Here is a 25,706-nt window from a genome sequence, read left to right on the forward strand (position 1 = left end):
CAATCTATTTACATGTAGATGTAAATAGCATTTGTATATTATTGATTTACATAAAAAAAAAATCAAAACAAGGAATAAGGAGAATGAAAGACTAGTCATAGTCTTGTTTGGGGAAAAGTTAGGTAAAGCCTCATTTAAAGAGAAAATGACTATCAAGAAGGAATTAAAGGTTTAATCTTTCTCTAAAACGTAAGCAAAAATCGCCATAAAACACAGAAATTCAACCAATCAACCTAGCTATCTATTGCAAATGTTCTTTCTAATTTTGCTTTTATTTGTTTTAAGGACGGTTCTGAGACCTTGAGAATTTTATTATAGAAACCAATAAATTTAAGACACGCCAAGGGAACAAATATTGTCAGTAGTAAGGTTTTAGTTGTAATCATATGAATGTTATAGGCCAAATAAATGAGATACGCTCAGATGTTACTTGTTAAACCTATATATAAACTCGAGGCCTTTAGGAAATTTTAGTTAAGGTCAAGGAGTTAAAAGCGAATTAACCAATTCAATAAAATGAAAGACAAGAAGGATCTCAAAGCCCTTATTTACCAGATAGCAGCAGCAACAGATAGAGGTCAAAGGATGAACGCAATGATTGCTCCTATGTACCAAAATAAATTAGTAGAGATGAATAAACTAGTTGAAGATCTAATACCCCTATCAGATGAAATAACTCAGAGTTCTATTGAAGGTGAATGGGAGCTTATTTACTCGTCAGTTGAATTATTTAGAAGCTCTCCATTTTTTTTAGCCATTGAAAAGGCATTAAACAACAAATCAAAAAGTGATTTATTTTTCAAGCTTCATCTTTTACAAGTTGGATCATTTGGTTTATCAACAGTAGGAAGAGTAGGTCAATATCTAAATTTTAATAAAGGGGAAATGATCTCCACCTTTGATACCACTATCTTTGGACTTACAACCATCCCAATCCTCGGTTGGTTCAAGCTTTTGCCTACCTTTGGTGGTCGAGTCATAACTCTGGCAAAGGGACTTCGACTAACAGACAAAACCCTTTCAATGGAGTTAGAGAAGACTAAAGTATCAGAGGTGGATGGACTGGGAAAAATTCCTTTTTTAGACAGTATTCTCATGGACAGGTGGTATCCAGTAAAGACCGTATGGAAACTTTTACCATGGAACAAAGAAAATCCAAATTGTGAGATTAGCGTTATCTATGTGGACAAAGATTTAAGAATCATCAGAGATATGCACGGAGCATTATTTGTTTACATACGTCCATCAATTCCTCTTCTTGACCAAACAAAAATTTAATCAAAATGTTTTTTAATATTCATTTGATTAAAGCAGTCGCGAAGAATTTGTTGTAGAAACTCTAAAGAAGAAAACCACCTAATTAAACGATAAATGGAAAATCCAGAAGTAATAGTCATTGGAAGTGGTATTGGAGGATTATGTTGCGGCGGATTACTCGCAAAAGCAGGTAAAAAAGTCCTAATTCTTGAGGCTCACTCAAAGCCAGGAGGCGCTGCTCATGGTTTTGAGAAAAATGGCTATAAATTTGAATCTGGTCCCTCTCTTTGGAGTGGAATAGGTACTTGGCCTACGACAAATCCCTTAGGTCAAGTCCTTAAAGCTCTCAACCAAAAAGTAGATTTAATTAAATATCAGGATTGGAATGTTCAGATTCCTGAGGGTGACTACACAATTGGTGTTGGAGATAGACGATTTCTTGATCAGATCAATTCAATTAGTGGTAAAGATGCCATTAAAGAATGGGAACATTTTATTCAAGTGATTAAACCAATTGGTGCAGCAGCCAATGCAATTCCCTTATTAGCACTAAATCAAAACAAGGACACCGTTTTTCAGCTCATAAAACGTAGTAAAACACTACTCTCTCACTTGAAATCTTTTAAATACCTAGGAGGTGCATTTGGGAATTTAGTTGATGAACATCTTAAAGATCCATTTTTAAGAAATTGGGTTGAATTACTTTGTTTTCTAATAAGTGGTTTATCTAAAGACGAAACTAATGCAGCAGCAATGGCAACCCTCTTTGATGATTGGTTTAAACAAGATACCTACCTGGAATATCCAAAGGGAGGAAGTGAATCAATCGTTAATGCTCTTTTAAATGGAATTTACTCATTTGGAGGGAAGCTTCGACTCAATTCAAAAGTTAGTCAAATAATTATAAAGAGGAATAAAGCAATTGGAATAGAGTTGCAGAATGGTGAGAAAATATATGCAGATAATATTGTTAGCAATGCAGATATTTGGAATACTGTAGATTTAATACCAAAAGAGATATCACAAAATTGGAAAGAAAAAAGGGCAAGGACTCCAAAATGTAAGTCATTTCTTCATATACATCTTGGTTTTAATGCAGAAGGTCTGGAAAATATCCCCCTCCATTCAATATGGGTTGATGATTGGTCAAAAGGTATTACTGCCGAAAGAAATGTTGTAGTTCTCTCTATTCCATCAGCATTAGATCCAACAATGTCTCCGCCTAATAAACACATTCTTCATGGCTATACACCTGCCAATGAATCGTGGGACAGATGGGAGGACCTTAAAATTGGTACAAAAGAATATGAAAGGACAAAAGAAGAGCGGTGCTCAGTCTTCTGGAAACCAATAAAAAATTTGGTGCCTGATATAGACGAAAGAATCGAAATAAAAATGCTAGGGACACCACTTACACATCAAAGATTTTTAAATACAAAAAATGGTAGTTATGGACCAGCCTTATCAGCTGCAGAAGGGCTTTTCCCAGGGAATAAAACTCCAATCAAAAATCTATTGTTGTGTGGCTCAAGTACATTCCCAGGGATTGGGATACCACCTGTTGCAGCAAGTGGCGCCATGGCCGCCAATACAATTCTTGGTTCCAAATTTCAAAGGGATCTAATCAAAGAGCTAGACATATAAAAAATACCTATTGTCCTAGAAAACATAATATTAGAAATAAATATTAGAAAATAAAATGACTAACTCACTCAATAAAGCTTTTACAGAAGTAATCGCTCTTGCTCTAATTGTTATAGCAGTAGGTCGTATTCCCTTTCCTAGAGAGAAAGAGCTATCAAATTTATGCAAGGAATACTAAACAATACACCTTAATCAGAATGACTATTCATCAACTGAAAAGACGAGAAGATCAGAGTGATTTCCGATAAAACAGGTTTTAAAGCTGAGACAAATAACATTGGTAATTTTTGTAATTCGTTCTATTTCAACCAAAGGTAGATTTTAAATAAGCAAAATAGAAAAGTTTTTATGAAAATATTTATTCAATTTCAAATAGGGAAAAATACATCCGTAATTTTATCGATAGATTTTATATCAATTTAGTAGTTAAATAAATAAAGATAGTGGCGAGGAAAATCATGAAGAAAGAAACTTCATCAAATGTCCTTGAAAAAATTGATGTCGCCAAAGAAAGAATTAAGGAATTACAAATAATGATTAATCATTGGGAAGGCGATAAGAGTGCCAGCTTTTGGGATACAGAATGCTCCTTAAATCCATCATCTCCTTGTTGCCTTCTCTTTAATGATTGACCATCACTGCATGAATCTCTAAGCCAAGTCAAGCGTATAATTTCATAACAGAAATGTCTCTAATAGCCGTACTAGATTACAAAAATCAACCCAAAGACTTTTAAAATTTTTGGATGCCCTGGAGAGGTATATTTATCTATCTCTCAAAATCTATATTTTTGAACTCATATTTCAAAAAAAAATTTTATAGAGTAAGAAATATGTTGATAAAAAATGCCTGAGCTATCTAAGGTCGTGTCATCTAGTGACTTTGATGACTGGTTTTCATTGAACGACACTATTATGGGAGGCTCAAGCAAGGCAGTTTGTAGAGCTTCCTCAAAAGGACTTTCTCTAGAAGGTGTGGTGGTTGAGGAAAAAGGAGGATTTGTTAGTTGCAAATCTCCAATATTTTCACCTCTTCTGAATTTGTCTAAATATCAAGGTTTTGAATTAAAAATTGAAGGCAAAGGTCGAACTTTAAAATTTGGAGTGTCTTGTAAATACGGGATTTTTGGCTTAAGAGAATTTTTCTTAGATAAGTCACCTGGTGGGCTCAGATGGGTAGCAGAAATAGAAACAAAAAGGTTTGGGACAACAATAATCAAAGTTCCTTTTGAAAGCCTTGAACCAACCGTTCTTGCAAAAAAAATTTCATTACCAATTAAATTCAAATCAGATTCTATAAGCCAATTTCAATTACTACATTCCAAATTCGGTAGACCAGGAGAGCTTAATCCTGGCTTTAAGCCTGGCAAAATAAATTTTGTATTGCAATCTATTAGTGTTTATTAGCAATATTAGAAAAACAAAAATATTTAGACTGTTCTTATCTAGAAGGTAATAAAAAACACTTTGAGTAGAAAAATATTTCTCATGGAATGCAACCTTAAAACAAATTAAATCTACGAAAAACATTTTTTATTGTATATACTCCGATTAATTCTGAAAACTCCCTTTCAGAGGGATTCTTTTAAAAATAAAAACCATTAATATGAATAACGAAGACTTACCACCGATATGTGGTTTTGAATTTAAAATTAATAAGTTAGTAAATAAGGAAAGAGATAGTAGACAATTCGAAGAAAAGTCAAAATTTGAGAATGTCAATTCAGGGTTTGCATGTGCCCTCCATATGCATCAACCAACAATTCCAGCAGGTAAAAATGGAGAGCTCATTTCACATTTGCAATATATGTTTGAACACACTTCAGAAGGAGATAATCACAATGCTGAACCATTTGCTCAATGCTATAAACGTCTAGCTGAAATCATTCCAAACCTGATAGATGAAGGATATGATCCCAAAATAATGCTTGATTACTCAGGAAATCTTCTTTGGGGAATCGAACAAATGGGTCGAAACGATATTCTTACATCATTAAAGCTCCTAACGTGTAATGAGACCGTTCGTCCACACGTTGAATGGCTAGGAACCTTTTGGAGTCATGCTGTAGCCTCTTCGACTCCACCTTCTGACTTTAAATTACAGATAACAGCCTGGCAGCACCACTTTTCGTCATTATTTGGAGAAGATGCATTGCGTCGAGTAAATGGGTTCTCTCTTCCTGAGATGCATCTTCCAAACCATCCGGATGTTCTATTTCAATTAATCAAAGCTCTTAAGGAATGTGGATATCGTTGGGTAATGGTTCAAGAACATAGTGTTCAAAATATAGATGGCTCTAATCTAAGAGACGAGCAAAAATATATTCCCAATATGCTCAAAGCTCAAAGTAGTAATGGAGAGACCATCTCTATTCTTTCACTAATAAAAACTCAAGGATCAGATACAAAGCTTGTTGGGCAAATGCAACCTTATTACGAAGCACTGGGGTTATCTAAACAGAATTTAGGGCAACAGATTATTCCCACTCTTGTTTCCCAAATAGCTGACGGAGAAAATGGCGGAGTAATGATGAACGAATTTCCTCAAGCATTTATTCAAGCATATAAAAAAATTGGTACAAAAACAAATACAAGTCACACAATTGCTATGAACGGATCTGAATACCTCGACTTCTTAGAGACATTAAATATAGATGAAGATAGTTTTCCATTGATACAAGCAATCGATCAACACAAAATATGGGAAAAAATATCAGGGCCCATAACACCAACTACATTTATAAAAGCAATTGACGAATTACAAAAGCAAGATCAATCTTTTTCTTTGAGTGGAGCAAGCTGGACTAATAACTTGAGTTGGGAAGATGGATATAAAAATGTTTTAGAACCAATTTCAAAACTTAGTTCATATTTTCACGAAACATTTGACGATTTAGTAGTTCACAATCCATCGTTAACAAAAACACATTGCTATCAAGAAGCACTCCTATACCTTTTGCTATTAGAAACTAGCTGTTTCCGTTATTGGGGACAGGGGAAATGGACTGAATACGCTAAAACGATCTTCGAAAAAGGTGAAGAAGTTCTTAGAAACATAGAAATGTCAGCACAGAAAATTTAATTAATTTTGTAAAGGCATCAAACAAGAAAAAGAATTAACTAGCAAAAAATAAATTTTTGCGTTAAGGTCACCGACCAAAGCTTTAATAAAATGACTAGTACAAGTTTTGACAAAAATGGACTTGATAAAGCAGGTATTCATTGGATGCAATATCTTTCAATGACATCAATGTCATTGCTTATATTTCTCATAGCCTTAGATAAAGCAGTTCCTAGCTTTCATCATTTTGTCTTACTTTCAATGGCCAAAGTAGGAATTATTTGTAATGGGATAGCTGGATAAAGAACTTTTTACAGATTCACTGATCTTGCCAAAGAAAAATATTAAAATATGAAAGAGAAAATCAATCCAGACAACGATTGTTACGATCCTTCAGAGGAATACTTCAAAAAGAAAGATGACACATATGAAAATGAAACTGAAGAATATTTCCCTCAAGAGACTTCTAAGCCCCCCCATTATTAAAGCAACTAAAAAGGGCTGGAGATTATTTGAAATCAACTAATGATTATTATTTATGTGAAATGTATGTACCTTCTGGATAGAGCTTTGAAATTGCATTAAATCGCTTTGAGATTTGTCGTTCTTTGTCGATGTTGACTTTACGATTAAGAACCAAGACGTTGTGAATCATCCATAGAAAAAAGCCAACAAGCCAATACCAAGATATAGGATGAGCCAAAATTTTTTATATAATTTTATTCAAAATGGCAATTTTGAAAGTTTTTTTCATAAGTATTTAAACCTTTTGTTATTACCTCAACATCAAAATTAGATTTTTAGAGACAACATATTCAAGATTGTTGCCCTTTTCACTAGTTCAACAACTTTGTGGGATTAGCTAGAAATACCCTAGTCATTCATTAAATATGGAAACATTTGGTGTAAATCAAGCGAAACAGTTCGCAAGTATACTTATACCTCATTATTATCATAGGCTTTTCTACCATAATTTACTAAGAACAAATCAGTGTCTTTAGGCCTCTAATTTGAGATTAAGATTAGAATATTTATTGAATTATTGAGGGAGCTATAACTTATCTGGTTTGGTTTTATGATAGATATTCAAAAATATGAGCTTTTCAAATGCCTTTCCATGCATATAGTTTGGCAATCGTTCTCTTCCGCTCTGCTAGATATTGAACAATATGTAACACATTCAAGATAATCTTCAATTGGATCCACTTGTTCCTGGGACATTTTCTTAGTATCTAATGTATTCATAAAAATCTCCAATAATTGCGTTTAATCTATCCTTTCTTTTTGTTTTTTTCTATCGGTATTACTTACTAACTTTTAAGCATAAGAAATACAGATAAAAATCAAATTTACATTGAAAAGCATCGGCGGAACAGAGATGAAAATACGATTTAATATCTCAAAATAATAGTTATATAAAAAAATACTTGAAGCAAGGAAACGTCAAGATGCAATTAAATATAAATTAAAATGATTTTTATGCTACTTTCTCAATTTTATTCTGATTCCTATTCTTTCTCTAATAGCTTTTATCGGAATCATATCTTTCATTTGATCATCAATTTGCTTTTTAATTAAATTCCTAAATAGTTGGTAAAGCAAAACCAACATCAAAAGTGATACTACTAGGGTTACAAATGCGATTAATGAATAAGTATCCATTTTAAAGCTCTCTATATATTGCCCATTCATCACCATCAGCCGTAACTTCAGACAGCAAAGCAACAGCTATATCAGAATGATCAGAGCGTTTAACAATAATCTCTTTACCACCAATATACGGATCATTGAACTCTGATTTTGAACGGCTAGCCTCCAACTGTTCAGATGGTGTCAAAAGTTCAAGAATTTTAATCCATATCTCATCATCTGAAGCGAAAGGAGGAACAGAAAACTTACTCGGACTATTTCTTTTTTTATTCATATTATTTAATTTCCAGCATTAAGCTCTTTCACCTCATTAACTAATCGCTCTTGTCGTTCAGGCGTAATAAATCCAAGAGATGCACAATCATTAATGTCTTGAATTGGATCTGATAGTCCATCGTGTTTTTCTAGCCATCCCTCAGTGCAACCTTTACATGCTAATTCATTTAATTCATTAGCCAAAGACTTTGCTTTCAAGCTATCCATCAATAAAGATTTAAATACTTCTTTCTTTATACTTTACTGTCATTCAATAACTCCAGGAAAAATTAATAAGCCTTATTCAAATAAATTGCAAAGTTGTCAAATTAGTACCCTATCAATAGATAAATAGAATAAAAGAAAATTAGAACTATAGAAAAAATTATGCTGGGAGCTCATGCAGCTTCCTTTTTGAATTCACGGTAAATAGAAATATCTATAGGTCTATTCACATCAGATTGAAAATCAACTATATCTTGATAAATCTCATTAGGTAAAGGTTCCATTTCGCATCTTGAATAACATTTGCTGTCGTCGATCTTTTTTAATGAAAACCTGTTGCTTAGGCGCTTAAAGATAAACAATGTCACAATGCAACTTAATTTAGTTATATCGTTTGAAGCTGTAGATGCAATATGCAAAACTACCAGGCTTTTCTATTAATTGAGTAAGTAGTTATTACTAATAATATTTTTTTGTAGTAGTTACCACTTCATATCAATTGGAATAAAGAGGATTATTAAATGAGAATCAAAAAAAAAAATGACTTTATCACCAAATGAGATGACTCCGTACATAAGAAAAATACAACAAAAATTTGATGAAGCTCAAATGTTTTTAATGAAAAATGGTTTTCACCAAGCCACAAAAGGGCTTTTACAAGACATCGAAAATGCTAACGGTATAAATAAAAAAGCTAACTAACATCCTCCCAGACGATGAAAGCTAAAACAACCACGTCTGTAGGGACAAAAGTAAAGTGGGAATCATATATACCCTCTAATATTCACTCACACTTTCCATGACAACTGAAATCACTGTTTTAGACTTCAAGCTTAGTAATACTTTTTCAGAGTATTGCACTCATATGAATGCCCCAGAGCAGCAGGCGATGTTTAAAGAAATGGATGTTAAAATTTTTTATATGGGTGAATGTATAGGAGACTCTAAAAGAGCAACTGTTATGTTTGAAGGGCCAGAGAATGTTTTATATAACATTTTCATTAGTCCGGAAACAAAGCCTATTGTTGAAGCCTCTGGTCATATTTATGAAGAAACAAAAATCACAAGATGGAAAAACAATTGTTCTAACTGTTAATTTTCACGTATTGAACTTCCTAAAGGAATCGTATTTGGAATCATAGGTATTGAATGTTTTTTACCGTCTGGGCTTACATATATATTCTCTTTCCCATATTCTGTATCAATGATTTTTTCAAAATGAGTCCCTTTTGGAAGATGTAAAAAATATTTTTGTGCTCTGTTCATCTTTTTTATAAAGCTATTTAAAAATAACTGGGATATTTCCCAACGACAACAAATTGGTTGTTTTATGAAAGTTTTGGTAGCTAACTATTGAATTTTTTCTAAAGCAGTTAATAATCTTCCCACTCTAGTTCCATTAACTCCAAGATCGCCACCACCATATCTTGATGCCGATTTGATTTGAATCTTCTTATCTATTTTAAAAATCTCTAAGTCATCTGGAAATCTGAAAATCAAACTACGACAAACCCCTTTCCAATAATGTTCATTACTCACTAAAACCTTGGTTCTAGGGATTTTCTGGGCAATCGTGACAAGTTGATCAAAGGTCTTGTCAACATCTTCAAATTCTTTTTGAAAGAAAACGCAATTCAGTGGATTTAAGCAGGGACTAAGACCTGATTTAGAATCTGGCATATTTTCTATTAGTTCATATATTGATCATGACAAAAAGTTTATTCCCCCTGTTCTTGTATTTCATTAACTTATTACTCAGTTATGTCTAGTTCTCCCTACCTAAAATACTCATGGGAAAAAGATTCTTCAATTAAGTTAAATTCAAAAGCCTTTTTGAACATGAAACGATTAGATAAGACAGGGATGATGCTAATTGTTTTCAGTGTGGCCTCAACACTTCCTTATCAGTTTCATTTTCTCTCTTCTATGAGTTAAATAAAATTAATCCCTCTCTCGATAGATTGTGCTAATCAAAGGTCTTTTAATTAAAGGCGGTTCAGTCCCATACCCAATCCAAATAAAACCAATAATTTCTTCCTCGCTTGGGTTTATTTGTGCAATTTTATAGGTATTAGGGTCTTTAGTGATTGTTCCTGTTGACCACTTGCAACCAACATCATCAGCAATAAGTGAAAGCGACAGGTTTTGAATCGCGCAAGCACAAGCAGCATAATCTTCGAGTTTTTGAACTTGATTATCAGTACATATTTGAGTGGCGATAAGCAAATGGGAAGGCTTTAGCATTTTGTCTCTTATCTTTTTCAAACTAGATTCATCTATTGTCATATCACCAAACTTCAGAGTAAGCTGTAGTTGATATAGAAGTTCCCTTTTTTTTATCCCAATACTAGTAAAACGCCATGGGAAAGTCCTTCTGTGGCAAGGTGCATGATTAGCTGCAAATATTGATTTTTCAATTACTTCTCTAGGAACACGTTTTTTTGAAAAGATATGAAGTGTCCTTCGTTTTTTAATTGCTTCAGCTATTTCCATGATTTTCTCTTGATGTTATTAACTACACTATTAGCAATAGTGAGAATTATACAAAAAAGTTGGTTTAGAGACCTGTATAAATAAAAGGTGTTTAAATCATCTCCAGCTTGAATCTAACATCAAAAAAACCATGATTAGTTGAAAATCACTTATCAAGCAACTTTGTCAAGAATTACATTTGATGGTTTTGAAAATAACGAGACGACTTGGCCCATGGGTGTCTTGAATACGCGTTCGACAATTTCTCCATCATTAATAATTACCTTCGTATTCAAGGACCCAGAAGGTAGATTTACAGTTCTTTTTTTTAGAAGAATCTCTAGCTCTGGATACTGATCATTAGGTTTAAGAACCTCTTTTAACTCAGGATGCAGATCTAAGATTGTGTCATCAAAGGCCTTAAACTTTTTCGTTAAAACCATATTTTAAGGTAGCTGTTACTTATGACTTGTAACCTACTGATCTCATGACGTAAAGAGTATTTAAACTAAGTTCGGGATAAAATTAATAAGACTTTAAATAAAGCTTTAATGAGCTAAAAATAAATTGTAATAAGTTTTACTGGTAGTTCAAAGTGCAAACTAGTCATTAATATCTAGTCGCATCAACCACTCGCTGTTCATGATGAGAACTAGATGTTAACTCAAAACTTCTTTCACTTAAAACTGACTGTGTAAAAACAGTAATAGCTGCAATACTTGGTGTAATAGGTAAAAACATAAACAAGGCCATCACACTACTATTAGATTTAAATAATCTTTGCATTAATAAAAAAAAAGGTTCAATTATTATTCTTAAAAACTTTTAAGTGATTTGCGTGTTCGGTTTCCCTTGAATAAAGCTATTAGTTTGACCTGTAATAACATCTAAACACCTTTGGTCTTTTCCAGAGCATTGAATAAATAGCTTCAAGTGCCTTTTGAGTTTTAGGCAACTTGCAACTAGGCCATGACTGTTGAGTAATCATTGTGATTATTTCGGAGTCATTCTTATTTCTACATGAGATGCCACCCATAAAACCAGAGTAATAGAACTCAGGCAAAAATACATAGAACAAAAACTATTATTCAGCTAGTTATCTATTGGGAAAATAAGCATAAAAAAAAGGGGGTGATTTATCACCCCCCCTTTTGTATTACCTTTAAATTACTTTTGGTAAGTATTACCTCTGTAAGTTAAGGATGCTTGCACCTGCTTTTTAGCTTCTGCTTGCCTAGAGGTGTAGACGTTACTTCTGTAACTAAGTTCTACAACTTTTTTTGGAGTAGCTTCTTTGTGTTGAAGGTACTCTTGACCTCTGTAAGTAAGAACAGTCATTGCTCTTTCTAGTAGTGCTCAAGACCCCGTTCCATGTCTCAAGTCTTACTGCAGCTTGTTATTTAGCTGAACGTTTTTAAACACTAGCAGAAATTATCTTTAAACGATGTTCTTAGTGATACATAAAACAGTGAATAATGTAGTGTTAGCCGAAATAGTTGCATTTCTTACTAAAAAACACCCTTAAATCACTAAGAAAGTTAATTCTTTATCCTCTATTTTCATTTTTAAAATAAACCAATCTTCCTCCTTTTCCCTCTTCTTAAAAAAGTCATTAAAGCACAAAGAATGATCCTAATATGGCAAAAATTATCAAAGTAATTAACGACTTAAACCCAGATGAAGCAATATTTTGAAAGTTTGAATCAAATGCTTTCTTAAGATTTCAAGAAGGTAAACCATTTAGTAACCACACAAAAGCCTCATTATTTAATACCCAGTTTCTAAAAACAACTATCACTATTAAATTGATTAAAAGAAGAATGAATAAACGGAGTTTTGGATCCTCTATCCCCATAAATCTTTTGTAAATTAGTTTTGTTAGGCAAGGTCAGTTACAAAAATGTTAACAATTATGGGGCTACAGGAAGTTGGTAAGAAGTTAAAAGAATATGTATGATTTTCAATCCGCTTTAAAAGGCCTACCACCTTTACTTAAATAATCCATATATTTATCAGACTCTTTGAGGTAATAATTCCTGCTTTGACCAATATATCTAGCTTCAATTAAGAGATCCGTAACTTCAGGCCAAAAAGATTCAGGGACCAACTCAAGAGGGTTAATTGCACTTGGATTCCAATTTAACTCAGTCAAAAATAGAAACCAAATCGACTTGCACTTAATGAAATCAGATAAACAATCTGAATTAAAATTATTCATTTATAAATTGGACTGATTGAGCTGCTTTATCAGCTTTAATTTTTGCATCATCGATGGTTTCTGCATTTGCTACAGCTACTCCCATTCGACGACCTTCAGTAGAGCTCGGCTTGCCAAATATAAATACGCCGGTATTCGGTTGACTTAAGGCATCTTCAAGTCCCGTAAAAGCTATGTTTGAAGTTTTCTGGGAAGCCAAAATCACTCTGCTCGCAGAAGCTTCATGACAAACTATTTCTGGAATTGGGATACCTAAAACAGCTCTAAGGTGTAATTCAAACTCATTTAAATTTTGGCTAATCAAAGTTACTAAGCCTGTGTCATGTGGTCTTGGTGACAGCTCTGAAAAAATCACCTCCTCACCCTTAATAAAAAATTCAACGCCAAACAAACCAACTCCACCAAGATTATCAGTGACACATTTGGCTATCTTTTGAGCCTTATCTAAAACACTTTCAGTTAATGTAGCTGGTTGCCAACTACATTGATAATCTCCATTCTTTTGCTCGTGTCCTATCGGTTCACAAAATAATGTTTTACCATTAAATTGTCTAATAGTTAATAAAGTAATTTCTAAATCAAAATCAATAAATTCCTCTAATATAATTTTATTTGATTTACCTCTTGATTTTTCAATAGCCAAATCCCAAGCCTGGACTAAATCATTTTTATTATTAACTAAGCTTTGTCCTTTACCTGAAGAACTCATAACTGGCTTAATTAATAACGGATAACCAATCGCATCTGCACAAAAATTAAGCTCGGATTGATTCATCGCATAACTAAATTTTGCAGTTCTTATATTTAATTCGTTAGCAGCTAAATCTCTTATTTTATCTCTATTCATAGTTATCGCAGTAGCTCTAGCATTTGGTATTACTGTTATTTTTTTTTCGATTTCCTTTAATACATCTACTGCAAGAGCCTCAATTTCAGGAATAATTATATCAGGATTACATTTATATATCACTTCTTTTAATTCACTACCATTATTCATATTTAATACTTCAAATTGATCAGCTATCTGCATGGCTGGCGCATCATTATATCTGTCACATGCAATAACATAACAACCTAATCTTTTTGCTGCGATTGCCACCTCTTTACCTAATTCTCCGCTACCTAAAAGCATTATTTTCTTTGGAAAAACGTTCATAATCATATCTATAGGTCAAAAATATAAATTAATATAATATCTCTTAAACAGAATTGATAATAAAAAAAAGAAGTAGAAATTAACAGAGACACTGAAAGGGAAAAATTATTCTTAGTACAACAGAGCGCTTTTTGTTGATTGATAAAATCAATTGATCATTCGCGATTGTTTTTCGACTCAATAAGATAGAAGAATGATATTTCTACCACAACAAGTAATTTTTGGATAACTACTTTTGAGTACTGCAATGATATTGATTGTGGACATTAGGTAGAACCGTTTGAAAACAACGAAAACAAGCTTAAAAAAGCAATTCCTAATCCAAAAACCATATCTAATTTTTCACGTTAATCCTATAAATTGCTAATTAGCCATACAAGCTCTTTACGAGTGGAGAAAAGTTAGTTAATAAGGGGGGAATAACTTCGACTTATTTATTGGAATGGTTGCCAAGAAGAAAATTAAAGACTTCAAGGATTTGGATAAGTTCCCAGATTTAAAAGAAGCTCTAGTACCAGCTATTAAGACATTGCCCTCAGGTTCAATAAATACTAAAGTAATCGTTACTGAAGGCGAAATTGTAGAGAGAGTTTATAAAACACCAAAAGGTGAAATTATATCTCTTTTCGCAAATGACTTATCGGAACAAGCTGCCTAAATTTTCTTGTTAAAATCAATTATTTTACTATTTCTCCATAGAAAGGGTTGGATCATATTGTTAGCACAACAATAAAAGATAGCAAAGAAAACATCCAATATTGAGCAGTTCTGTAATCCTAGTTTATTGTTTTTAATTGATCAATGTCTTCTAAAGAAGAAATCCTGTCCATCCTAGAAGCCTTTGCCTCAACAGAGAGAATGGGATCATTCTTTTTGGACAATGCAACCCCCGACTTTTTATTTATAAGACCAAGCGGAAATCCCATTGACGCGAAAGGTTTTCAAGAGATGTGGTCCTCAGGAGATCTTGTATTACAAAGCGCAGAAGTCACAAAGGTGCACAAATTTGAACTCTTAGGTTCAAATGCTGCAATGTGCGTTTTCACCCTAGGTTCAAAATTTACTTATAAAGGGACTCAAAATGATGACCTCCCTACAGTAACTTCTATTTTTAAAAAGATTGATGAGAAATGGAAAGTAGCGTGGATGCAAAGATCTTCAGGCCAGTCAGATATGACTTTGTGGAACGACTAATTTATATTTCCTTCTTAATGGTTAAGTATTCGTAAATTCTATTTATATCCTTACGTCTGAAGTAATCATTGAACAAGATAGATAATTTAAAAGAGAAATAGTAAATAGTCGTAAATGCAAGAAAAGCCAAATGTTGAAGAGCTGATTGCAGATTCAATGACATTGCTCTTAATTAGAGCCCAAAAGCTACCTAAAAGGGAAAGACTAGCAATTGCTCAAGAGTTTAGAGAGTGGCTTAATGGTAGTTGCAAAGTAGAAAATATATTGATCCTAGATACAAGAATCAAATAGTAATAACTACATCCAGTTGATAATCATCAATATTACTGAATTAATTTACATTGCGTTAATCACGCGCTAATCAAACAAAAAACCATTAAAAAAGCCTCTTCCGTAATGACAGAGAAGAGGCCTTTTTATTAGTTATAAAACTAAGGACTAAACAATTCCTGGAATGATCCAACCTGTTATTCCGTAGTTAATCACTGCAGCAAAGAAGCCCATCATCGCTAGACGACCATTCATTTGCTCTGCTGTTTTCCAGTAGTTAGTTTCTTTGTTCATTACACGAAACCTGGAATGATTTGACCGGTTGTGGCATAAGCACCGACTAGAGCAATGCATCCAAATAATGCTGCATAGCCGTTAAGCCTTTCTGCTGTTACCTTTTCAGGATCGATGTTTCTGTTGCTGTTGTTTTGAGTAGTCATTAAACGACACCTGGGATAAGTTGACCGGTTGTTAGGTAGATACCTGTTAGAAGAACGAATGCCATCATGGCTGGTCTGCCGATGCTTCTTTCTAAGATCGTTTTGTTAGATGGTTGCATTGTTTTAGTAGTTACTTGTTAGTAGTTATTGGTTTAGAAAATTCCAGGAATGATTTGACCTGTTGTGAAGTATGAAACCAAAAGACTGACCATTCCGATCATTGCCCAACGGCCATTTGTCTTTTCTGCTTCTTCTGGATAACTGGTGTAGTCCTCTACAAGCTGAGGCTGTGTTTCACGGCCAAAGATATTTTGCTTGCCGTACTCAGTGATTACTTGAGATGAGGTTGAACTTGTCATTACTGGAATTGCGTTGATGTGAAGTAATGTAAAGTATGGATTTTTTAAGTGAAAGATACGGTCGGGTACGGCTTACTCACTTTATGAAGATCTTAAAGTCGATTTTCAATAAAAAATTCCAATGAAGATTACTTAGTGAATTAAATACAGAATTGCTAAATCCTGATTAGATTCTGCGACTTTCCTTCTTAAAAAAGTTAATGCCTCATCATTCATATTTGACTCAGCAATCATTTTTTCGGCTTCATTAATACCATGCTCAAGATTTTTAATTTTTAATTGAAGAACCTCCCTATCTTTTCTGCACTGCGCAAGTGTGAAGTCATCAATCATTTTAGTAAATATTTAAGCGGCTAAAAATCTTACTTAGATTAATAGGTCAAATAAAGTGTTTAAAAACTCTAATCTAGAATCTAATGTTTTATGACCAAATTCTTTTTGTTGTTGTTTTAAAATGGATTGACCGTCTGCCCCTAATGCTGAAGAAATAAGTTTATGATCTTCTGAAATCCACGTATCAACCATCTCATCGTCAATCTCAACGTGAAATTGCATCCCATAAGCTAATGGACCAATACTAAATAATTGCTCCTTACATCTACAACTACTAGCAATAAGCTCTGCAGAATTAGGCAATAAAATTCTATCTCCATGCCAATGCAAAACAGGGAAAGGATGTCTTAAAAGTCTTGTCAATTTAAAGTTATCCTCTAGTGATTGAGGAAAGATATTGTCCCACCCTATTTCAGCTAATGGTTGATGGGATACCTCATCCTGAATCATTTCAACATCACCACCAGCTGCATAGGCTAAAAGTTGAGCACCCAAGCATACTCCTATCAACCCAACGCCTTGATTTAAGGCTTCTTTTATTAGACCAATTTCTTCAACAAGCCATGGATAAGTTGAAGTACCAATGTCTCTTATACCCATAGGTCCACCCAACACCAAAAGTAAATCTCCATTCCTAAGTTCTGGTAGAGAGTCTCCTAGATCCAAACGAAAAGTACAAACACTAAATCCTCTTTCCTCAGCAAGGTTGACAAACAATCCGGGGCGCTCGCGTTCTAAATGCTGAAGAACAAGTAAACGACTCATAAATAAATTAAAAGTCTACATTTTCATTTGGCGTAAAAACCGAGCAATACAACTTGATAAACAGCTCTGCCTCACTTTCATCTTTACCCTCATATTTGAGTTTAAGGTCTTTTATTGCGACTAAAGCAGTTTTCTCTTTCAACCTATATCTTGCACAAGTATCTAGAACTTTAAACATTCGGGTTGTAACTGCTCCCGAAGGAGTGCTTAGGCCCAAAAAGACAGTAAATAATAATAGATATTTCATATAGATAATTCAATCATCTTTTTTAGATAAAGCTCTAGAACGTTGGAACCATTTATTGCTTCTATACAAAAGGAGAAACATTTTAGACAATAGAATAAAAGTAAGCGCTTCTAAATAAATAAAAAAATGATCATTCAAATTCATATTTTTCTTAATTTACATTTGATTAAAGTTGCTTGAGTTCATCATCTGTTAATGAGCAAAAACCACCTGAGCATCTTTCAGATTTATTTAAATCTGCAACGGACTCCGATCCACCGATAATTAAATTATGATTTGACATTTTATAAAATTTCTCGTGAACAGAATCACTGAACTTTTTTTCCTTCTCATACTCTAATTCGCACGGATCAATGTTGTCATCAAACCACTCATCGTATTGAATATAATTTGACTTTGCATAATATGTCATATACCTAGACTAATACGACATAGGAATAAATACCACCCATTCAAGTCAAAGCTAGTTTGGTTGTTTTTCAACAAGTTCCTTAAGATATTTCTTTTTGAGTAGCTTTTTTCTTTCTTTCAAGAACCTTTTTAATTGTTGTAACTTCAAATCGATCGGTGAAGATATTCAGCAGATTCAATGTACATCAAAGTTATTTTGATGTAATGCATTTTGTAGAACTATCATTACCATCAAGCTTTTGAATTTTGGATATATCCAAATCAGATATCTCCAGCCCATAAAGTTCAGCGATCTTAGTCATCGCCAAACCTTCTGCATCTGTCCATGCTTCTGCTAATACCGACCAGGTTTTTTGACTAAATTCAACTCCCAAATTTTCGTTGTTAGCTCTTTTTTTATCTATCTCCACCACTTTCTTTAGCCCATCCGTAGACAGGTGACTTTTAATCCTTAAGAAAACAACCTCCAACATTGAGTAATAAAACTTTTCCATTGCTTTGTTATATGCCCATTCAGCTTCCTTTTGCGCCTTTTTTGCAGATTCAGTTGTAATCTCCATACTCATTTTTTCTTTAAGGAAGTGAGTTCTTTCATATATTGTAGTTATCTGAGTTATGTCTTTAAGAATAAAATTTGAAAATCAGCTCGTAAAAAAATAATTTAAATAAGTGCTATCCTCAAAATCAAATAAATTTTTACTAACTGCTCTTTCCATTAAACCTATGGTTTTGTCGATTACATTAAATTGAAAAATGTCTTTAGAGCTTACAGATTTAATCAAAGATTTTATAGCAACAAACCTCCTCTCAAAAGTTGAACTAGATTTCTTGGAGAGTGAACTATGGGAGACCCTCGAGCATATCGATGAAATAACTTCCTTGACCTCTGCTCCAGTCAATATTTCTAAAGAATTGAAATTAAAAGATGGTTCATCATGGCAATTATGTTGTGCAGCAGTACTTGATGATGCCAGACCACAAAAAAACTCTCGAACAGAACAACTTAGAAAATTAATAGAAAAATTTTCTCTCCAATAGTTATCCTTCTCTAAGATTTAAATTTAATAGATTTGAAATGTTTGACAAGAGATATAAATCTCACTTATTTAATAAAATTATCTTTCTAAATTTATAAAAAAACATTCCTGTTTTCTCATAAAGATGTTTTGGTTCTTTTTTAAGTTCTAAATCATATGGATTGATAAAAATAGTCAACAATATTCTAAAGGCAGTATAAAGATTTTTACTAGACTTTATATCCTGATATTTTTCATTTCTCAATTTGTTAATTATACGCTTATCTAACAAAGCCTCTAGAGAGTCAAGGGCTATATCTTTCTCCCTTGTACTGATTGTAGATAACAAAACCATCAATCCTTTTATTGATGAATCATCTCCGCTAATAACGTTATTAAGAACACTTTGATAGAGATTCTCCCATTTGTAGGGTTCGTTCCTAAAAAGGTTAGAAGCAGGCTCCTTTGAATTAAGCTTTAACAATCTCTTTTTTTCATCGTTATCGTCTTGAGCAGAATTCCAATATTCATACAAAGGCGATGATTGAGCGATATTCATATCTGTTTAGTGAGAATGAAAATTAAGTAAAATTAGAAATTACATTTACTTGGGTATGCATTTTCACATCAGTGCATTGCATACAGAACTATTATTTCACAAGTGTATAAATCTGTTTCATTATGCGCTATCCATTTAAAATCAGATAAGAATACTGTTCCTAAAGAATATTTGATCTACTTCGTGTAAGTAGTATTACTAAAGGAAGAATAAATAATATACAGAAGTATTGAAGTCTATATTATTTGGATAAACATCAACTTTTTTTACAACCACAATTTCTTAGTCAAAGATCAATAATTATCTAAATGTAATAGCTATAAATAATAAAAAGAACTCAAAAACTACGAACAAATTATTTTTGCAGTATTATTCACGCCTATTGAAAAATCATCAATATTTAGATCTAAAGCCTCTAAGGTTTTTGCGGCATCAATTTTACCAGCCGCAAAACTTTCACAAACGGAACTAACTTGATCAGTTCTTGATGCTTGCGTTTTTGTGGGAAATAAAAAGCAAAAGGATATTGGTAAAACAAGAAGTAATTTCATTTGGTCTTAGCTATTTTGAAAAGTTTTCTCCAATAAACTCACTTGAGTTCGATATGCATCACCTTTAGAGCCGCATAGTTTCTCATGATCCGTTAACGGAATCCAAGACCAATCAAGTCTTACAGTTAAAGACCAGAACATAATGATGTGACCAAAAAAAAGGATGGGCCAATCAAGACCTATAAATTCAGAGTGAAAAACAGGATGCATTACTAAATCAAACAGAAATTGAAGAACTAGCTTGGTATGAACCCGCCAGGAGGAAAAGCGATAAAAGGGAAAAATTACCTAACTAAATTTTAACCACTTCTACTCTTGCTAAATGGATGGTAAAGGTAGGGACAACCAGCAAGAGTGATGTAACGCAAAAAGAAAAAAAACCTTAAAAACCAATGCTTATAGTTTATTTCGTCCTAAAAAACCAATGATTTAAAATTTTTATTTAATGAGCGGCGACAATTTGCTTGGAGAACAACCTCTAAAGTTTTACTCAGAAGAGGTAACTGAAACCAAAATCGAGCTAGTTCATCGCTTACTAATACTTAATGCTCAAAAAAATTCAATAGTAGATTTAGATAGAAAACACAAAGAATGGGGAAATGAATTAGCAAGTTAAAAAAATGCTCAGATGGGTTTAGAAAAGTCTTTTTATCAATAATTATCCATAATTCTTTTTTACAGCTTTGATAGATATAATTCTCAAGCCATAAAACCCTAAAAATCGTAGAGTTAAATCACATTTAATTTTTACCTAGGATATATTCATTTGTATTGTTTTTAAACTCATTTACTAGATCTTTTGGATCAATGATTAATCAATTTTTAACTTTCTTCTTTTCAATTCTTATTCTTCTCACAATTACCCCCCATAAAGCAAATGCAATAATAACTGATCTGCCAGAGTGTGTTGTCGTAACGCACTGCGTGAGAGAAGACTTTAAAGTAAATGATTTAGAAAATGCTTTTAAGAAAGCAACCAAAATAGTTTCTGAAACAGCCAGAACAAAAATAGTTGAAAAGACTGATTCATTTATTCATGCTGAAGCGAAGACAAAATGGAGAAGATATACCGATGATCTACTGCTCAAAGCAATTCCAGAAAAAGGTATTATTCAAGTCAGATCAGAATCAAGAGTAGGAATTGGAGATAATGGTGTGAATCAGAAGAGAGTTGATGATTTTGCTTATCGTCTAATGACAGAAAGAGACATCACTAACTGACATACAAAAAATCAATTTAAATACCCCTGAAAAGTCATTGATTTTGAACATAATAAATTTTTCGATTAAGTTTGTTTGCGAAGGTATGGCTTAAGCGTAAAAAGTAAGTGATTTTTTATACAAATTGCTTTTCTTTTTATGCTTCTAGCAGCATTTGAACCTGGTAGAGAAATGGCCATCGCCAACTTTTTCCTAGCCATTTTCTGTCTGTTTACCGTTGCCCTTCCTTTCTTACTCATCACCCGTGGAAACAAAACAGAAGCAAATCGGGACTTCATTGCAGCAACAGTTAACCCATGGTCTCAAGTTGTTAAAGAAGCTGAGTTAGCACAAGTGGTTCTATCTGAAATCACCTCGTCAGTAAAAATGGAAACCAATCTGGAAATAGCTTCTGAGCAAAATGTCGAGCCGAGTCTAGAATCAGGAGACGTTATTTCTCTGGAAATAAAGGGAAGTGATGAATTGGATGAGTCAACAACTCAAACATTACCAGTGGAGGAAGAATTGTTAGCTGCTTAAAATCTAAACACTACTAGTAAATTCAGATTGTCAGACGATTAAAAAGGGGCAACTTAAGCCCCTTTTTAATGATCTATTTAACTTTTCGGTTCCATCTGATTCATATATAGAACATGAGGGTGTTTACTCCCGCCTTCACTAGCGTCTATCCATTCTTTGTATTCCTCTCTTAATGCTTGACTGTCTTTCCCACCTAATTCTTTTATCCTTCGGAAAGCGTCCTTCATTGTCACGTCAAGTGTTCTTTTTAAACTGATCGAAGGTATCTTCATACTAAATTACCCACCAAAGAATCAGTAATGAAAGTACAAACCAAAAATGCAAATGTCATTGCCAAGGGTTTTTGAAATAGTTCATTTGGTGAGTTCATCTAAATATCTATCAACTAGCGAAGCATGCTAATGAAGCACAATAAATAAAAAGAAAACACATTTCTAATGGTTTACGTGAAAAAACGGAGAGGTAAAATTGATTTGATTTCATATATACATCATCTAAATGTTTGATACGTGCTGCGTGTTCGGGTTCCCCATATAACATTGCATATAAATAGGTTGTGAAGATTAGCAAGATCGCCATTATGAAAATATGAAACGCTTATTTCCTTTATTATTAATATCCTTGGTTCTCTTATTTTCTTCAGTCATATCAGCTAATGCTGAGTCGGAATTTGAGATGTATTTAAGAGATTTTTATCAAAAACAAGAGAAAGCAAGCAACATACTGAAAGAAATTGAGATAGATTTAAAAGATGGATCCAGAGACAGAGTTTGTGCAAGGCAAAGAGAAGCTGCTAGCTATGGAATCGAAGCTACAGAGTCGTTGATTAAAGCATTTAAAACAAATGGTTCTAAAACTGAAATAGAGAATCTTCAAGCAGGGCTAGATAAATGGAGAGAGTTGAGAGACTATTGCTAGCAACTTTTCTCTTGCAAAGTAAATGGATTTATTAGTTATTGTTTTTTTTATTGCCACAATTTGGCTCATAAGAAAATTGGCATGGAATGTAGAAGAGGGAACCAATGAACAAAGAGAACGAAATCCAGAGTTAAATACAAAAAACTTCGATATGCATGAAAGAAGACTTGAACAATTTTCAAAGTCAAAATACAAAAACCGTATGTTTTATATTGGCGCTGATGGTACTTGCTACTATTACTCAGCTACTGGAAGAAAAATTTTTTGCTGATGGATGAAATATCTCAATGGGTTATTGCTGCTTTAATTGGAACATCTATTGCCGTCTTCTTGGCTTGGTTTAACAAATCCGGTTCGGACTTTAAAGACGGATTTGGGCCAAAAAGCAAAAGGACGAAAAAGAAAACATAAATTGCATCTTCTAAAAAATTAAAAAGCTTTGTACGTGCACTATTTAGGACTCAATGAACCTAGAGGCAAAAGGCATCTGACGGATTACTAGAGCAATTACAATAAAAAAATCAATCTACTTAAAACGACAAGTGGCAAATCAATCAAATGAACAAGCGCCTAAATATTTTTTAATCGAAAGATAATCAGTATTATTTACTTCCTACTCCAGTAAAAACAAATCCATTAAGAATACAGAAATCATAAGCAAAAAGCTTAAGATGTTCAGGCATCTCAATCCATTTCATTTCCTCAATTTTATTTAATTGCTCTGAACTTAGATTCTCTGCTTTAGCATATTCCAGCATCATCTTTGACCAACTATCAGAATAAATATCTACGTAAAATGCCTTTTGATTTTGATCAAAGAAATTAATTTTATCTTGCTTTGTACTAACTTTTTTAGACAGTTGCTTATAGTATTCAATGTCCGATGTCATGATTATTTGTTTATTTGAAAATCCAACCTAATGAATTTACTTTTAAATAGTGATGAGATGTTCAAAATCTATACATTAAGTAGTCTGCGAAATCAAATGTTGGACAGATTTTACCTTTGAAATGGAAAAGATAAAGTATAAAAGCTAATTTAACTTGAAAATAATAAGAACTTCATCGTTTTATTATTAATCCCACTGTGGGGGAATACGTCTCCATCCAGTTGACAATAATTTCCTCCATAGTTTTATTGCCAAACCTCTTCTCATCCTCTTGCGATTTTTTAAAAGCGGGGGTCCATTTGATTCAAGCCTTCCCCTCTCAATCCAAACCTTAGGGTTTTGATCCCAGCTCTCCCAATCATATCTAAACCTAAGTATCCATATTCCATTTACTTTCCTAATCCAACCATCTCGCTTCATAACAGCAAACAAGTTAAAAGTACAAATGCACCATAGACGTTGTTGGTGTTTTAATGGGACTTTTTGGATGTAGCTTTGTTTTTCCGTTTCGGCAGAGCTGTCATATCAGACTTAGGAATGCTGAATGGAGTAAACAATTTCATAGTGTTGATGGATATTTCAGATACTTGAATTTTAAGATCAACAAAAAATTTAATGCATGGGTGAAACTACCCTAAAAATATTCGCATTGCACTACAACATACGATGTGTGGTAGTAGCTAAATTCAAAAAAAAGTTAAATTAAAATGTTAATTCCTTATCACGTAATAATGTTTGGGATTTTATTAATAACAGGTTTTGCATCAATTCTTCTGATGTCAGAAGGAGAAGACGGATTAAGAAAAAATAAAGCAAAGATTTCAAAATCAAAATTCGATTTGAACAGTTATTAAATTATTTGTGACTAGAAAACTATTTAAGCAAAGCAAGTCCAATCTAGGTTTCGATGATTTGTTAAAAACGGAGCTGGTGTGCAAACCTTCTCCCCATCCGGTGTTACGTAGCACCTTTCAATGCCCCAACTTCGTTCAATGATTTTAACCTCAGTAGAACCTTTTAGAAACGGGGGGGCCGCAATTTGAGATCTGTTCATATTAATCAGTAACTATTCATTTTTAGCTCCTAAAAAATTTTTATCAATCAGTAAATAAATCCATTGACGTTGAATCAAGTGCAAAACACACAAACTTAATAAAAATAAATTTTAAAGCTAAAGCTAGGTTTTGTTTTTTTATTTTAGATAGCCAATTAAAATTGGTATATAGATATCGATCTTTCAAATCCGACTCAAAGAGACCGGATCAACTAAATGCTTATCATGCACTTTTCACCAAACCAGTAATCCTCACTTTAAATACAAATACTCCTAATACATATAAAATTCATGAAGTAACCATGAACTGGTTTTAACTTAATGGGCAAAGAATCTAAGCCGTGTCAAAAGAAAGATTCATGTTATTAAGCAAAAGGGAAATGACACCTCTCATCCTATAGCTATAGTCAGAGAGTGAATCAGAAGTTTATTGACAAAGAAGCGAAATGAAAAGAATAAAGCTCAATCAAGAATCTGAGGAAGTTGGAAACACTTATAAAGTGATCGCAATATCTTTAACAGTTGGACTAAATATAATTATCTTTACTTGGTTCTTTCTCTTTTCCGGGTTGACCAAATAAAATATCTATAATAAAAGATGTGCAAATATGAATTTATCAGAGTATCAATAAGTCAAAGGAAGCGGGTTAATAAACCTAAAATCACCTAAAGGATTAGCTTTATTTACTTGTTCAGGTATATTTTTTACATACAAATCACAAACAAACGAGTCAAAAGAAAATACGCATTTTTTTTTTATAAGGTTCAGAAATAATCTCTCCAAAAAAAAAAAAAAATGCAAGTAGATCTAAATGAACTAGCAAATTCATACGAGGTCGTTCCCGTATCTCTTAGTGATCCTTTTAAATCATTAGTTGCGGAACCATCAACGATGGAAGTACTTAGATTCATACCCATTATTGCCTTTATTGCTTTAATCATTACAGCTGTATGGAGACAGGGTATGAAGTTCCCAGTAAAAGCTATTGGCGATTTAAAAAAAGACAGCAAGCAAGATTAAA

At 33.1% G+C, this 25,706-nt stretch carries 47 protein-coding genes; 21 read left to right on the plus strand and 26 right to left on the minus strand.

Features of this window, described 5'->3' with window-relative positions:
* Positions 1-516 precede the first annotated feature (516 nt).
* The 8 genes from O5640_RS02590 (at position 517) to O5640_RS02625 (ending at position 6,447) form a co-directional block, all read left to right on the plus strand.
* A complete protein-coding gene (locus tag O5640_RS02590; RefSeq protein ID WP_269613061.1) occupies positions 517-1,278 on the plus strand; it encodes a PAP/fibrillin family protein in 762 nt (253 codons plus the stop codon).
* Positions 1,279-1,371: 93 nt separating this feature from the next.
* On the plus strand, positions 1,372-2,901 hold the full coding sequence (locus O5640_RS02595; RefSeq protein ID WP_269613062.1) for a phytoene desaturase family protein: 1,530 nt from the start codon (positions 1,372-1,374) through the stop codon (positions 2,899-2,901).
* A gap of 55 nt (positions 2,902-2,956) precedes the next feature.
* Entirely contained in the window at positions 2,957-3,079 is a 123-nt protein-coding gene (locus tag O5640_RS02600) for a hypothetical protein (RefSeq protein ID WP_269613063.1), read from the plus strand.
* 280 nt (positions 3,080-3,359) lie between these two features.
* The gene (locus tag O5640_RS02605) at positions 3,360-3,533 is read left to right on the plus strand and encodes a hypothetical protein (RefSeq protein ID WP_269613064.1); all 174 of its coding nucleotides are present in this window, start codon (positions 3,360-3,362) and stop codon (positions 3,531-3,533) included.
* A 213-nt stretch (positions 3,534-3,746) separates the two neighbouring features.
* Positions 3,747-4,307 carry a CIA30 family protein gene (locus tag O5640_RS02610; RefSeq protein ID WP_269613065.1) on the plus strand — a complete coding sequence of 187 codons (561 nt, stop codon included), beginning with the start codon at positions 3,747-3,749 and terminating at the stop codon, positions 4,305-4,307.
* A gap of 199 nt (positions 4,308-4,506) precedes the next feature.
* Positions 4,507-5,982: a glycosyl hydrolase family 57 gene (locus O5640_RS02615; RefSeq protein ID WP_269613066.1), complete on the plus strand. Its 1,476-nt coding sequence runs from the start codon at positions 4,507-4,509 to the stop codon at positions 5,980-5,982.
* 90 nt (positions 5,983-6,072) lie between these two features.
* Positions 6,073-6,264 (plus strand): hypothetical protein, encoded by a 192-nt coding sequence (locus tag O5640_RS02620; protein ID WP_269613067.1) that lies wholly within the window; start codon positions 6,073-6,075, stop codon positions 6,262-6,264.
* Positions 6,265-6,312: 48 nt separating this feature from the next.
* The gene (locus tag O5640_RS02625) at positions 6,313-6,447 is read left to right on the plus strand and encodes a hypothetical protein (protein ID WP_269613069.1); all 135 of its coding nucleotides are present in this window, start codon (positions 6,313-6,315) and stop codon (positions 6,445-6,447) included.
* A 1,177-nt stretch (positions 6,448-7,624) separates the two neighbouring features.
* Here O5640_RS02625 and O5640_RS02630 read toward each other — a convergent pair.
* Both O5640_RS02630 and O5640_RS02635 read right to left on the minus strand, forming a co-directional pair.
* On the minus strand, positions 7,625-7,885 hold the full coding sequence (locus O5640_RS02630) for a hypothetical protein (protein WP_269613070.1): 261 nt from the start codon (positions 7,883-7,885) through the stop codon (positions 7,625-7,627).
* 5 nt (positions 7,886-7,890) lie between these two features.
* Complete coding sequence (locus O5640_RS02635) at positions 7,891-8,094, minus strand: hypothetical protein (RefSeq protein ID WP_269613071.1); 204 nt, start codon at positions 8,092-8,094, stop codon at positions 7,891-7,893.
* Between the two features lie 537 nt (positions 8,095-8,631).
* Between O5640_RS02635 and O5640_RS02640 the strand changes: the two genes are divergently transcribed.
* On the plus strand, positions 8,632-8,793 hold the full coding sequence (locus tag O5640_RS02640; RefSeq protein WP_269613072.1) for a hypothetical protein: 162 nt from the start codon (positions 8,632-8,634) through the stop codon (positions 8,791-8,793).
* Positions 8,794-8,890: 97 nt separating this feature from the next.
* Positions 8,891-9,187 carry a DUF3764 family protein gene (locus O5640_RS02645; protein ID WP_269613073.1) on the plus strand — a complete coding sequence of 99 codons (297 nt, stop codon included), beginning with the start codon at positions 8,891-8,893 and terminating at the stop codon, positions 9,185-9,187.
* Here the strand turns inward: O5640_RS02645 and O5640_RS02650 are convergent.
* The 8 genes from O5640_RS02650 to purT form a co-directional block, all read right to left on the minus strand.
* Positions 9,184-9,357, minus strand: coding sequence for a hypothetical protein (locus O5640_RS02650; protein ID WP_269613075.1), 174 nt, complete (start codon positions 9,355-9,357; stop codon positions 9,184-9,186). The two genes, O5640_RS02645 and O5640_RS02650, sit on opposite strands and share 4 nt — an antisense overlap.
* 84 nt (positions 9,358-9,441) lie before the next feature.
* Positions 9,442-9,771 (minus strand): DUF1499 domain-containing protein, encoded by a 330-nt coding sequence (locus tag O5640_RS02655; RefSeq protein ID WP_269613076.1) that lies wholly within the window; start codon positions 9,769-9,771, stop codon positions 9,442-9,444.
* Positions 9,772-10,032: 261 nt separating this feature from the next.
* Positions 10,033-10,584, minus strand: a complete 552-nt coding sequence (locus tag O5640_RS02660) for a nitroreductase family protein (protein WP_269613078.1) — start codon at positions 10,582-10,584, stop codon at positions 10,033-10,035.
* Between the two features lie 152 nt (positions 10,585-10,736).
* On the minus strand, positions 10,737-11,006 hold the full coding sequence (locus O5640_RS02665) for a hypothetical protein (protein ID WP_269613079.1): 270 nt from the start codon (positions 11,004-11,006) through the stop codon (positions 10,737-10,739).
* Between the two features lie 166 nt (positions 11,007-11,172).
* Positions 11,173-11,349: a hypothetical protein gene (locus O5640_RS02670; RefSeq protein ID WP_269613081.1), complete on the minus strand. Its 177-nt coding sequence runs from the start codon at positions 11,347-11,349 to the stop codon at positions 11,173-11,175.
* Between the two features lie 381 nt (positions 11,350-11,730).
* Positions 11,731-11,901: a DUF4278 domain-containing protein gene (locus O5640_RS02675; RefSeq protein WP_269613082.1), complete on the minus strand. Its 171-nt coding sequence runs from the start codon at positions 11,899-11,901 to the stop codon at positions 11,731-11,733.
* Positions 11,902-12,523: 622 nt separating this feature from the next.
* Positions 12,524-12,781 (minus strand): hypothetical protein, encoded by a 258-nt coding sequence (locus O5640_RS02680; protein ID WP_269613083.1) that lies wholly within the window; start codon positions 12,779-12,781, stop codon positions 12,524-12,526.
* Entirely contained in the window at positions 12,774-13,937 is a 1,164-nt protein-coding gene (gene purT, locus O5640_RS02685; protein WP_269613084.1) for a formate-dependent phosphoribosylglycinamide formyltransferase, read from the minus strand. Before purT ends, O5640_RS02680 begins: the two co-directional genes overlap by 8 nt.
* 442 nt (positions 13,938-14,379) lie before the next feature.
* Here purT and O5640_RS02690 point away from each other — a divergent pair, with 442 nt between their 5' ends.
* The 3 genes from O5640_RS02690 (at position 14,380) to O5640_RS02700 (ending at position 15,422) form a co-directional block, all read left to right on the plus strand.
* Positions 14,380-14,595: a hypothetical protein gene (locus O5640_RS02690; protein ID WP_269613086.1), complete on the plus strand. Its 216-nt coding sequence runs from the start codon at positions 14,380-14,382 to the stop codon at positions 14,593-14,595.
* 143 nt (positions 14,596-14,738) lie between these two features.
* A complete protein-coding gene (locus tag O5640_RS02695) occupies positions 14,739-15,131 on the plus strand; it encodes a DUF3804 family protein (RefSeq protein WP_158466735.1) in 393 nt (130 codons plus the stop codon).
* Positions 15,132-15,245: 114 nt separating this feature from the next.
* Positions 15,246-15,422 (plus strand): hypothetical protein, encoded by a 177-nt coding sequence (locus O5640_RS02700; RefSeq protein WP_269613087.1) that lies wholly within the window; start codon positions 15,246-15,248, stop codon positions 15,420-15,422.
* Between the two features lie 147 nt (positions 15,423-15,569).
* Here O5640_RS02700 and O5640_RS02705 read toward each other — a convergent pair whose 3' ends face one another.
* From O5640_RS02705 to O5640_RS02745, 9 genes are all read right to left on the minus strand, one after another.
* Complete coding sequence (locus O5640_RS02705) at positions 15,570-15,695, minus strand: chlorophyll a/b-binding protein (RefSeq protein ID WP_011294605.1); 126 nt, start codon at positions 15,693-15,695, stop codon at positions 15,570-15,572.
* A complete protein-coding gene (locus tag O5640_RS02710; protein ID WP_269613088.1) occupies positions 15,695-15,841 on the minus strand; it encodes a high light inducible protein in 147 nt (48 codons plus the stop codon). Before O5640_RS02710 ends, O5640_RS02705 begins: the two co-directional genes overlap by 1 nt.
* Positions 15,841-15,960, minus strand: coding sequence for a high light inducible protein (locus O5640_RS02715; RefSeq protein ID WP_011294968.1), 120 nt, complete (start codon positions 15,958-15,960; stop codon positions 15,841-15,843). The genes O5640_RS02710 and O5640_RS02715 overlap by 1 nt, the downstream gene beginning before the upstream one ends.
* A 33-nt stretch (positions 15,961-15,993) precedes the next feature.
* Positions 15,994-16,200: a chlorophyll a/b-binding protein gene (locus O5640_RS02720; protein WP_011823186.1), complete on the minus strand. Its 207-nt coding sequence runs from the start codon at positions 16,198-16,200 to the stop codon at positions 15,994-15,996.
* A gap of 132 nt (positions 16,201-16,332) precedes the next feature.
* On the minus strand, positions 16,333-16,533 hold the full coding sequence (locus O5640_RS02725; protein ID WP_219045872.1) for a hypothetical protein: 201 nt from the start codon (positions 16,531-16,533) through the stop codon (positions 16,333-16,335).
* A gap of 33 nt (positions 16,534-16,566) precedes the next feature.
* Positions 16,567-17,298: a type 1 glutamine amidotransferase gene (locus O5640_RS02730; protein ID WP_269613090.1), complete on the minus strand. Its 732-nt coding sequence runs from the start codon at positions 17,296-17,298 to the stop codon at positions 16,567-16,569.
* Between the two features lie 7 nt (positions 17,299-17,305).
* A complete protein-coding gene (locus O5640_RS02735; protein WP_269613092.1) occupies positions 17,306-17,476 on the minus strand; it encodes a non-structural protein (NS2)-like protein in 171 nt (56 codons plus the stop codon).
* A gap of 235 nt (positions 17,477-17,711) precedes the next feature.
* Complete coding sequence (locus tag O5640_RS02740; protein ID WP_269613093.1) at positions 17,712-17,957, minus strand: hypothetical protein; 246 nt, start codon at positions 17,955-17,957, stop codon at positions 17,712-17,714.
* Between the two features lie 190 nt (positions 17,958-18,147).
* Positions 18,148-18,516, minus strand: a complete 369-nt coding sequence (locus O5640_RS02745) for a hypothetical protein (protein WP_269613095.1) — start codon at positions 18,514-18,516, stop codon at positions 18,148-18,150.
* 193 nt (positions 18,517-18,709) lie between these two features.
* Between O5640_RS02745 and O5640_RS02750 the strand changes: the two genes are divergently transcribed.
* The gene (locus tag O5640_RS02750; RefSeq protein ID WP_219045883.1) at positions 18,710-18,994 is read left to right on the plus strand and encodes an inward rectifier potassium channel; all 285 of its coding nucleotides are present in this window, start codon (positions 18,710-18,712) and stop codon (positions 18,992-18,994) included.
* A 60-nt stretch (positions 18,995-19,054) separates the two neighbouring features.
* Here O5640_RS02750 and O5640_RS02755 read toward each other — a convergent pair whose 3' ends face one another.
* The 3 genes from O5640_RS02755 to O5640_RS02765 form a co-directional block, all read right to left on the minus strand.
* Positions 19,055-19,531 carry a hypothetical protein gene (locus O5640_RS02755; protein WP_269613098.1) on the minus strand — a complete coding sequence of 159 codons (477 nt, stop codon included), beginning with the start codon at positions 19,529-19,531 and terminating at the stop codon, positions 19,055-19,057.
* 344 nt (positions 19,532-19,875) lie between these two features.
* On the minus strand, positions 19,876-20,082 hold the full coding sequence (locus tag O5640_RS02760; RefSeq protein ID WP_269613100.1) for a hypothetical protein: 207 nt from the start codon (positions 20,080-20,082) through the stop codon (positions 19,876-19,878).
* A gap of 6 nt (positions 20,083-20,088) precedes the next feature.
* Positions 20,089-20,292, minus strand: coding sequence for a hypothetical protein (locus O5640_RS02765; RefSeq protein ID WP_269613101.1), 204 nt, complete (start codon positions 20,290-20,292; stop codon positions 20,089-20,091).
* Positions 20,293-20,527: 235 nt separating this feature from the next.
* Here O5640_RS02765 and O5640_RS02770 point away from each other — a divergent pair, with 235 nt between their 5' ends.
* The 3 genes from O5640_RS02770 to O5640_RS02780 all read left to right on the plus strand — a co-directional run bounded on the left by O5640_RS02770 (position 20,528) and on the right by O5640_RS02780 (position 21,822).
* Entirely contained in the window at positions 20,528-20,698 is a 171-nt protein-coding gene (locus tag O5640_RS02770; RefSeq protein ID WP_269605936.1) for a hypothetical protein, read from the plus strand.
* 191 nt (positions 20,699-20,889) lie between these two features.
* Positions 20,890-21,303: a DUF1499 domain-containing protein gene (locus tag O5640_RS02775; RefSeq protein ID WP_219045892.1), complete on the plus strand. Its 414-nt coding sequence runs from the start codon at positions 20,890-20,892 to the stop codon at positions 21,301-21,303.
* A gap of 138 nt (positions 21,304-21,441) precedes the next feature.
* Positions 21,442-21,822: a hypothetical protein gene (locus O5640_RS02780; protein ID WP_269613103.1), complete on the plus strand. Its 381-nt coding sequence runs from the start codon at positions 21,442-21,444 to the stop codon at positions 21,820-21,822.
* 77 nt (positions 21,823-21,899) lie between these two features.
* Here the strand turns inward: O5640_RS02780 and O5640_RS02785 are convergent, their stop codons facing one another.
* Entirely contained in the window at positions 21,900-22,094 is a 195-nt protein-coding gene (locus O5640_RS02785; RefSeq protein ID WP_269613104.1) for a hypothetical protein, read from the minus strand.
* A 316-nt stretch (positions 22,095-22,410) separates the two neighbouring features.
* On the opposite strand from O5640_RS02785, the gene O5640_RS02790 reads away from it, so the two are divergent.
* The 3 genes from O5640_RS02790 to O5640_RS02800 are packed head-to-tail and all read left to right on the plus strand — an operon-like array spanning position 22,411 to position 23,151.
* Positions 22,411-22,740 (plus strand): hypothetical protein, encoded by a 330-nt coding sequence (locus O5640_RS02790; protein WP_269613105.1) that lies wholly within the window; start codon positions 22,411-22,413, stop codon positions 22,738-22,740.
* 22 nt (positions 22,741-22,762) lie between these two features.
* On the plus strand, positions 22,763-23,011 hold the full coding sequence (locus O5640_RS02795; protein WP_269613106.1) for a hypothetical protein: 249 nt from the start codon (positions 22,763-22,765) through the stop codon (positions 23,009-23,011).
* On the plus strand, positions 23,011-23,151 hold the full coding sequence (locus O5640_RS02800; RefSeq protein WP_269613107.1) for a hypothetical protein: 141 nt from the start codon (positions 23,011-23,013) through the stop codon (positions 23,149-23,151). The genes O5640_RS02795 and O5640_RS02800 overlap by 1 nt, the downstream gene beginning before the upstream one ends.
* 191 nt (positions 23,152-23,342) lie before the next feature.
* Here the strand turns inward: O5640_RS02800 and O5640_RS02805 are convergent, their stop codons facing one another.
* The 3 genes from O5640_RS02805 to O5640_RS02815 all read right to left on the minus strand — a co-directional run bounded on the left by O5640_RS02805 (position 23,343) and on the right by O5640_RS02815 (position 24,684).
* On the minus strand, positions 23,343-23,630 hold the full coding sequence (locus O5640_RS02805) for a hypothetical protein (RefSeq protein WP_269613108.1): 288 nt from the start codon (positions 23,628-23,630) through the stop codon (positions 23,343-23,345).
* A gap of 186 nt (positions 23,631-23,816) precedes the next feature.
* Positions 23,817-24,050: a DUF1651 domain-containing protein gene (locus tag O5640_RS02810; protein WP_269613109.1), complete on the minus strand. Its 234-nt coding sequence runs from the start codon at positions 24,048-24,050 to the stop codon at positions 23,817-23,819.
* A gap of 457 nt (positions 24,051-24,507) precedes the next feature.
* Complete coding sequence (locus tag O5640_RS02815; protein ID WP_269613110.1) at positions 24,508-24,684, minus strand: hypothetical protein; 177 nt, start codon at positions 24,682-24,684, stop codon at positions 24,508-24,510.
* A gap of 796 nt (positions 24,685-25,480) precedes the next feature.
* On the opposite strand from O5640_RS02815, the gene O5640_RS02820 reads away from it, so the two are divergent.
* Entirely contained in the window at positions 25,481-25,705 is a 225-nt protein-coding gene (locus O5640_RS02820) for a hypothetical protein (RefSeq protein WP_269610561.1), read from the plus strand.
* The last annotated feature ends 1 nt before the right edge of the window (position 25,706 follow it).

Origin of the sequence: Prochlorococcus marinus str. MIT 0912 (genome assembly GCF_027359595.1) — a bacterium.
Taxonomy (GTDB): Bacteria; Cyanobacteriota; Cyanobacteriia; order PCC-6307; family Cyanobiaceae; genus Prochlorococcus_B; species Prochlorococcus_B marinus_C.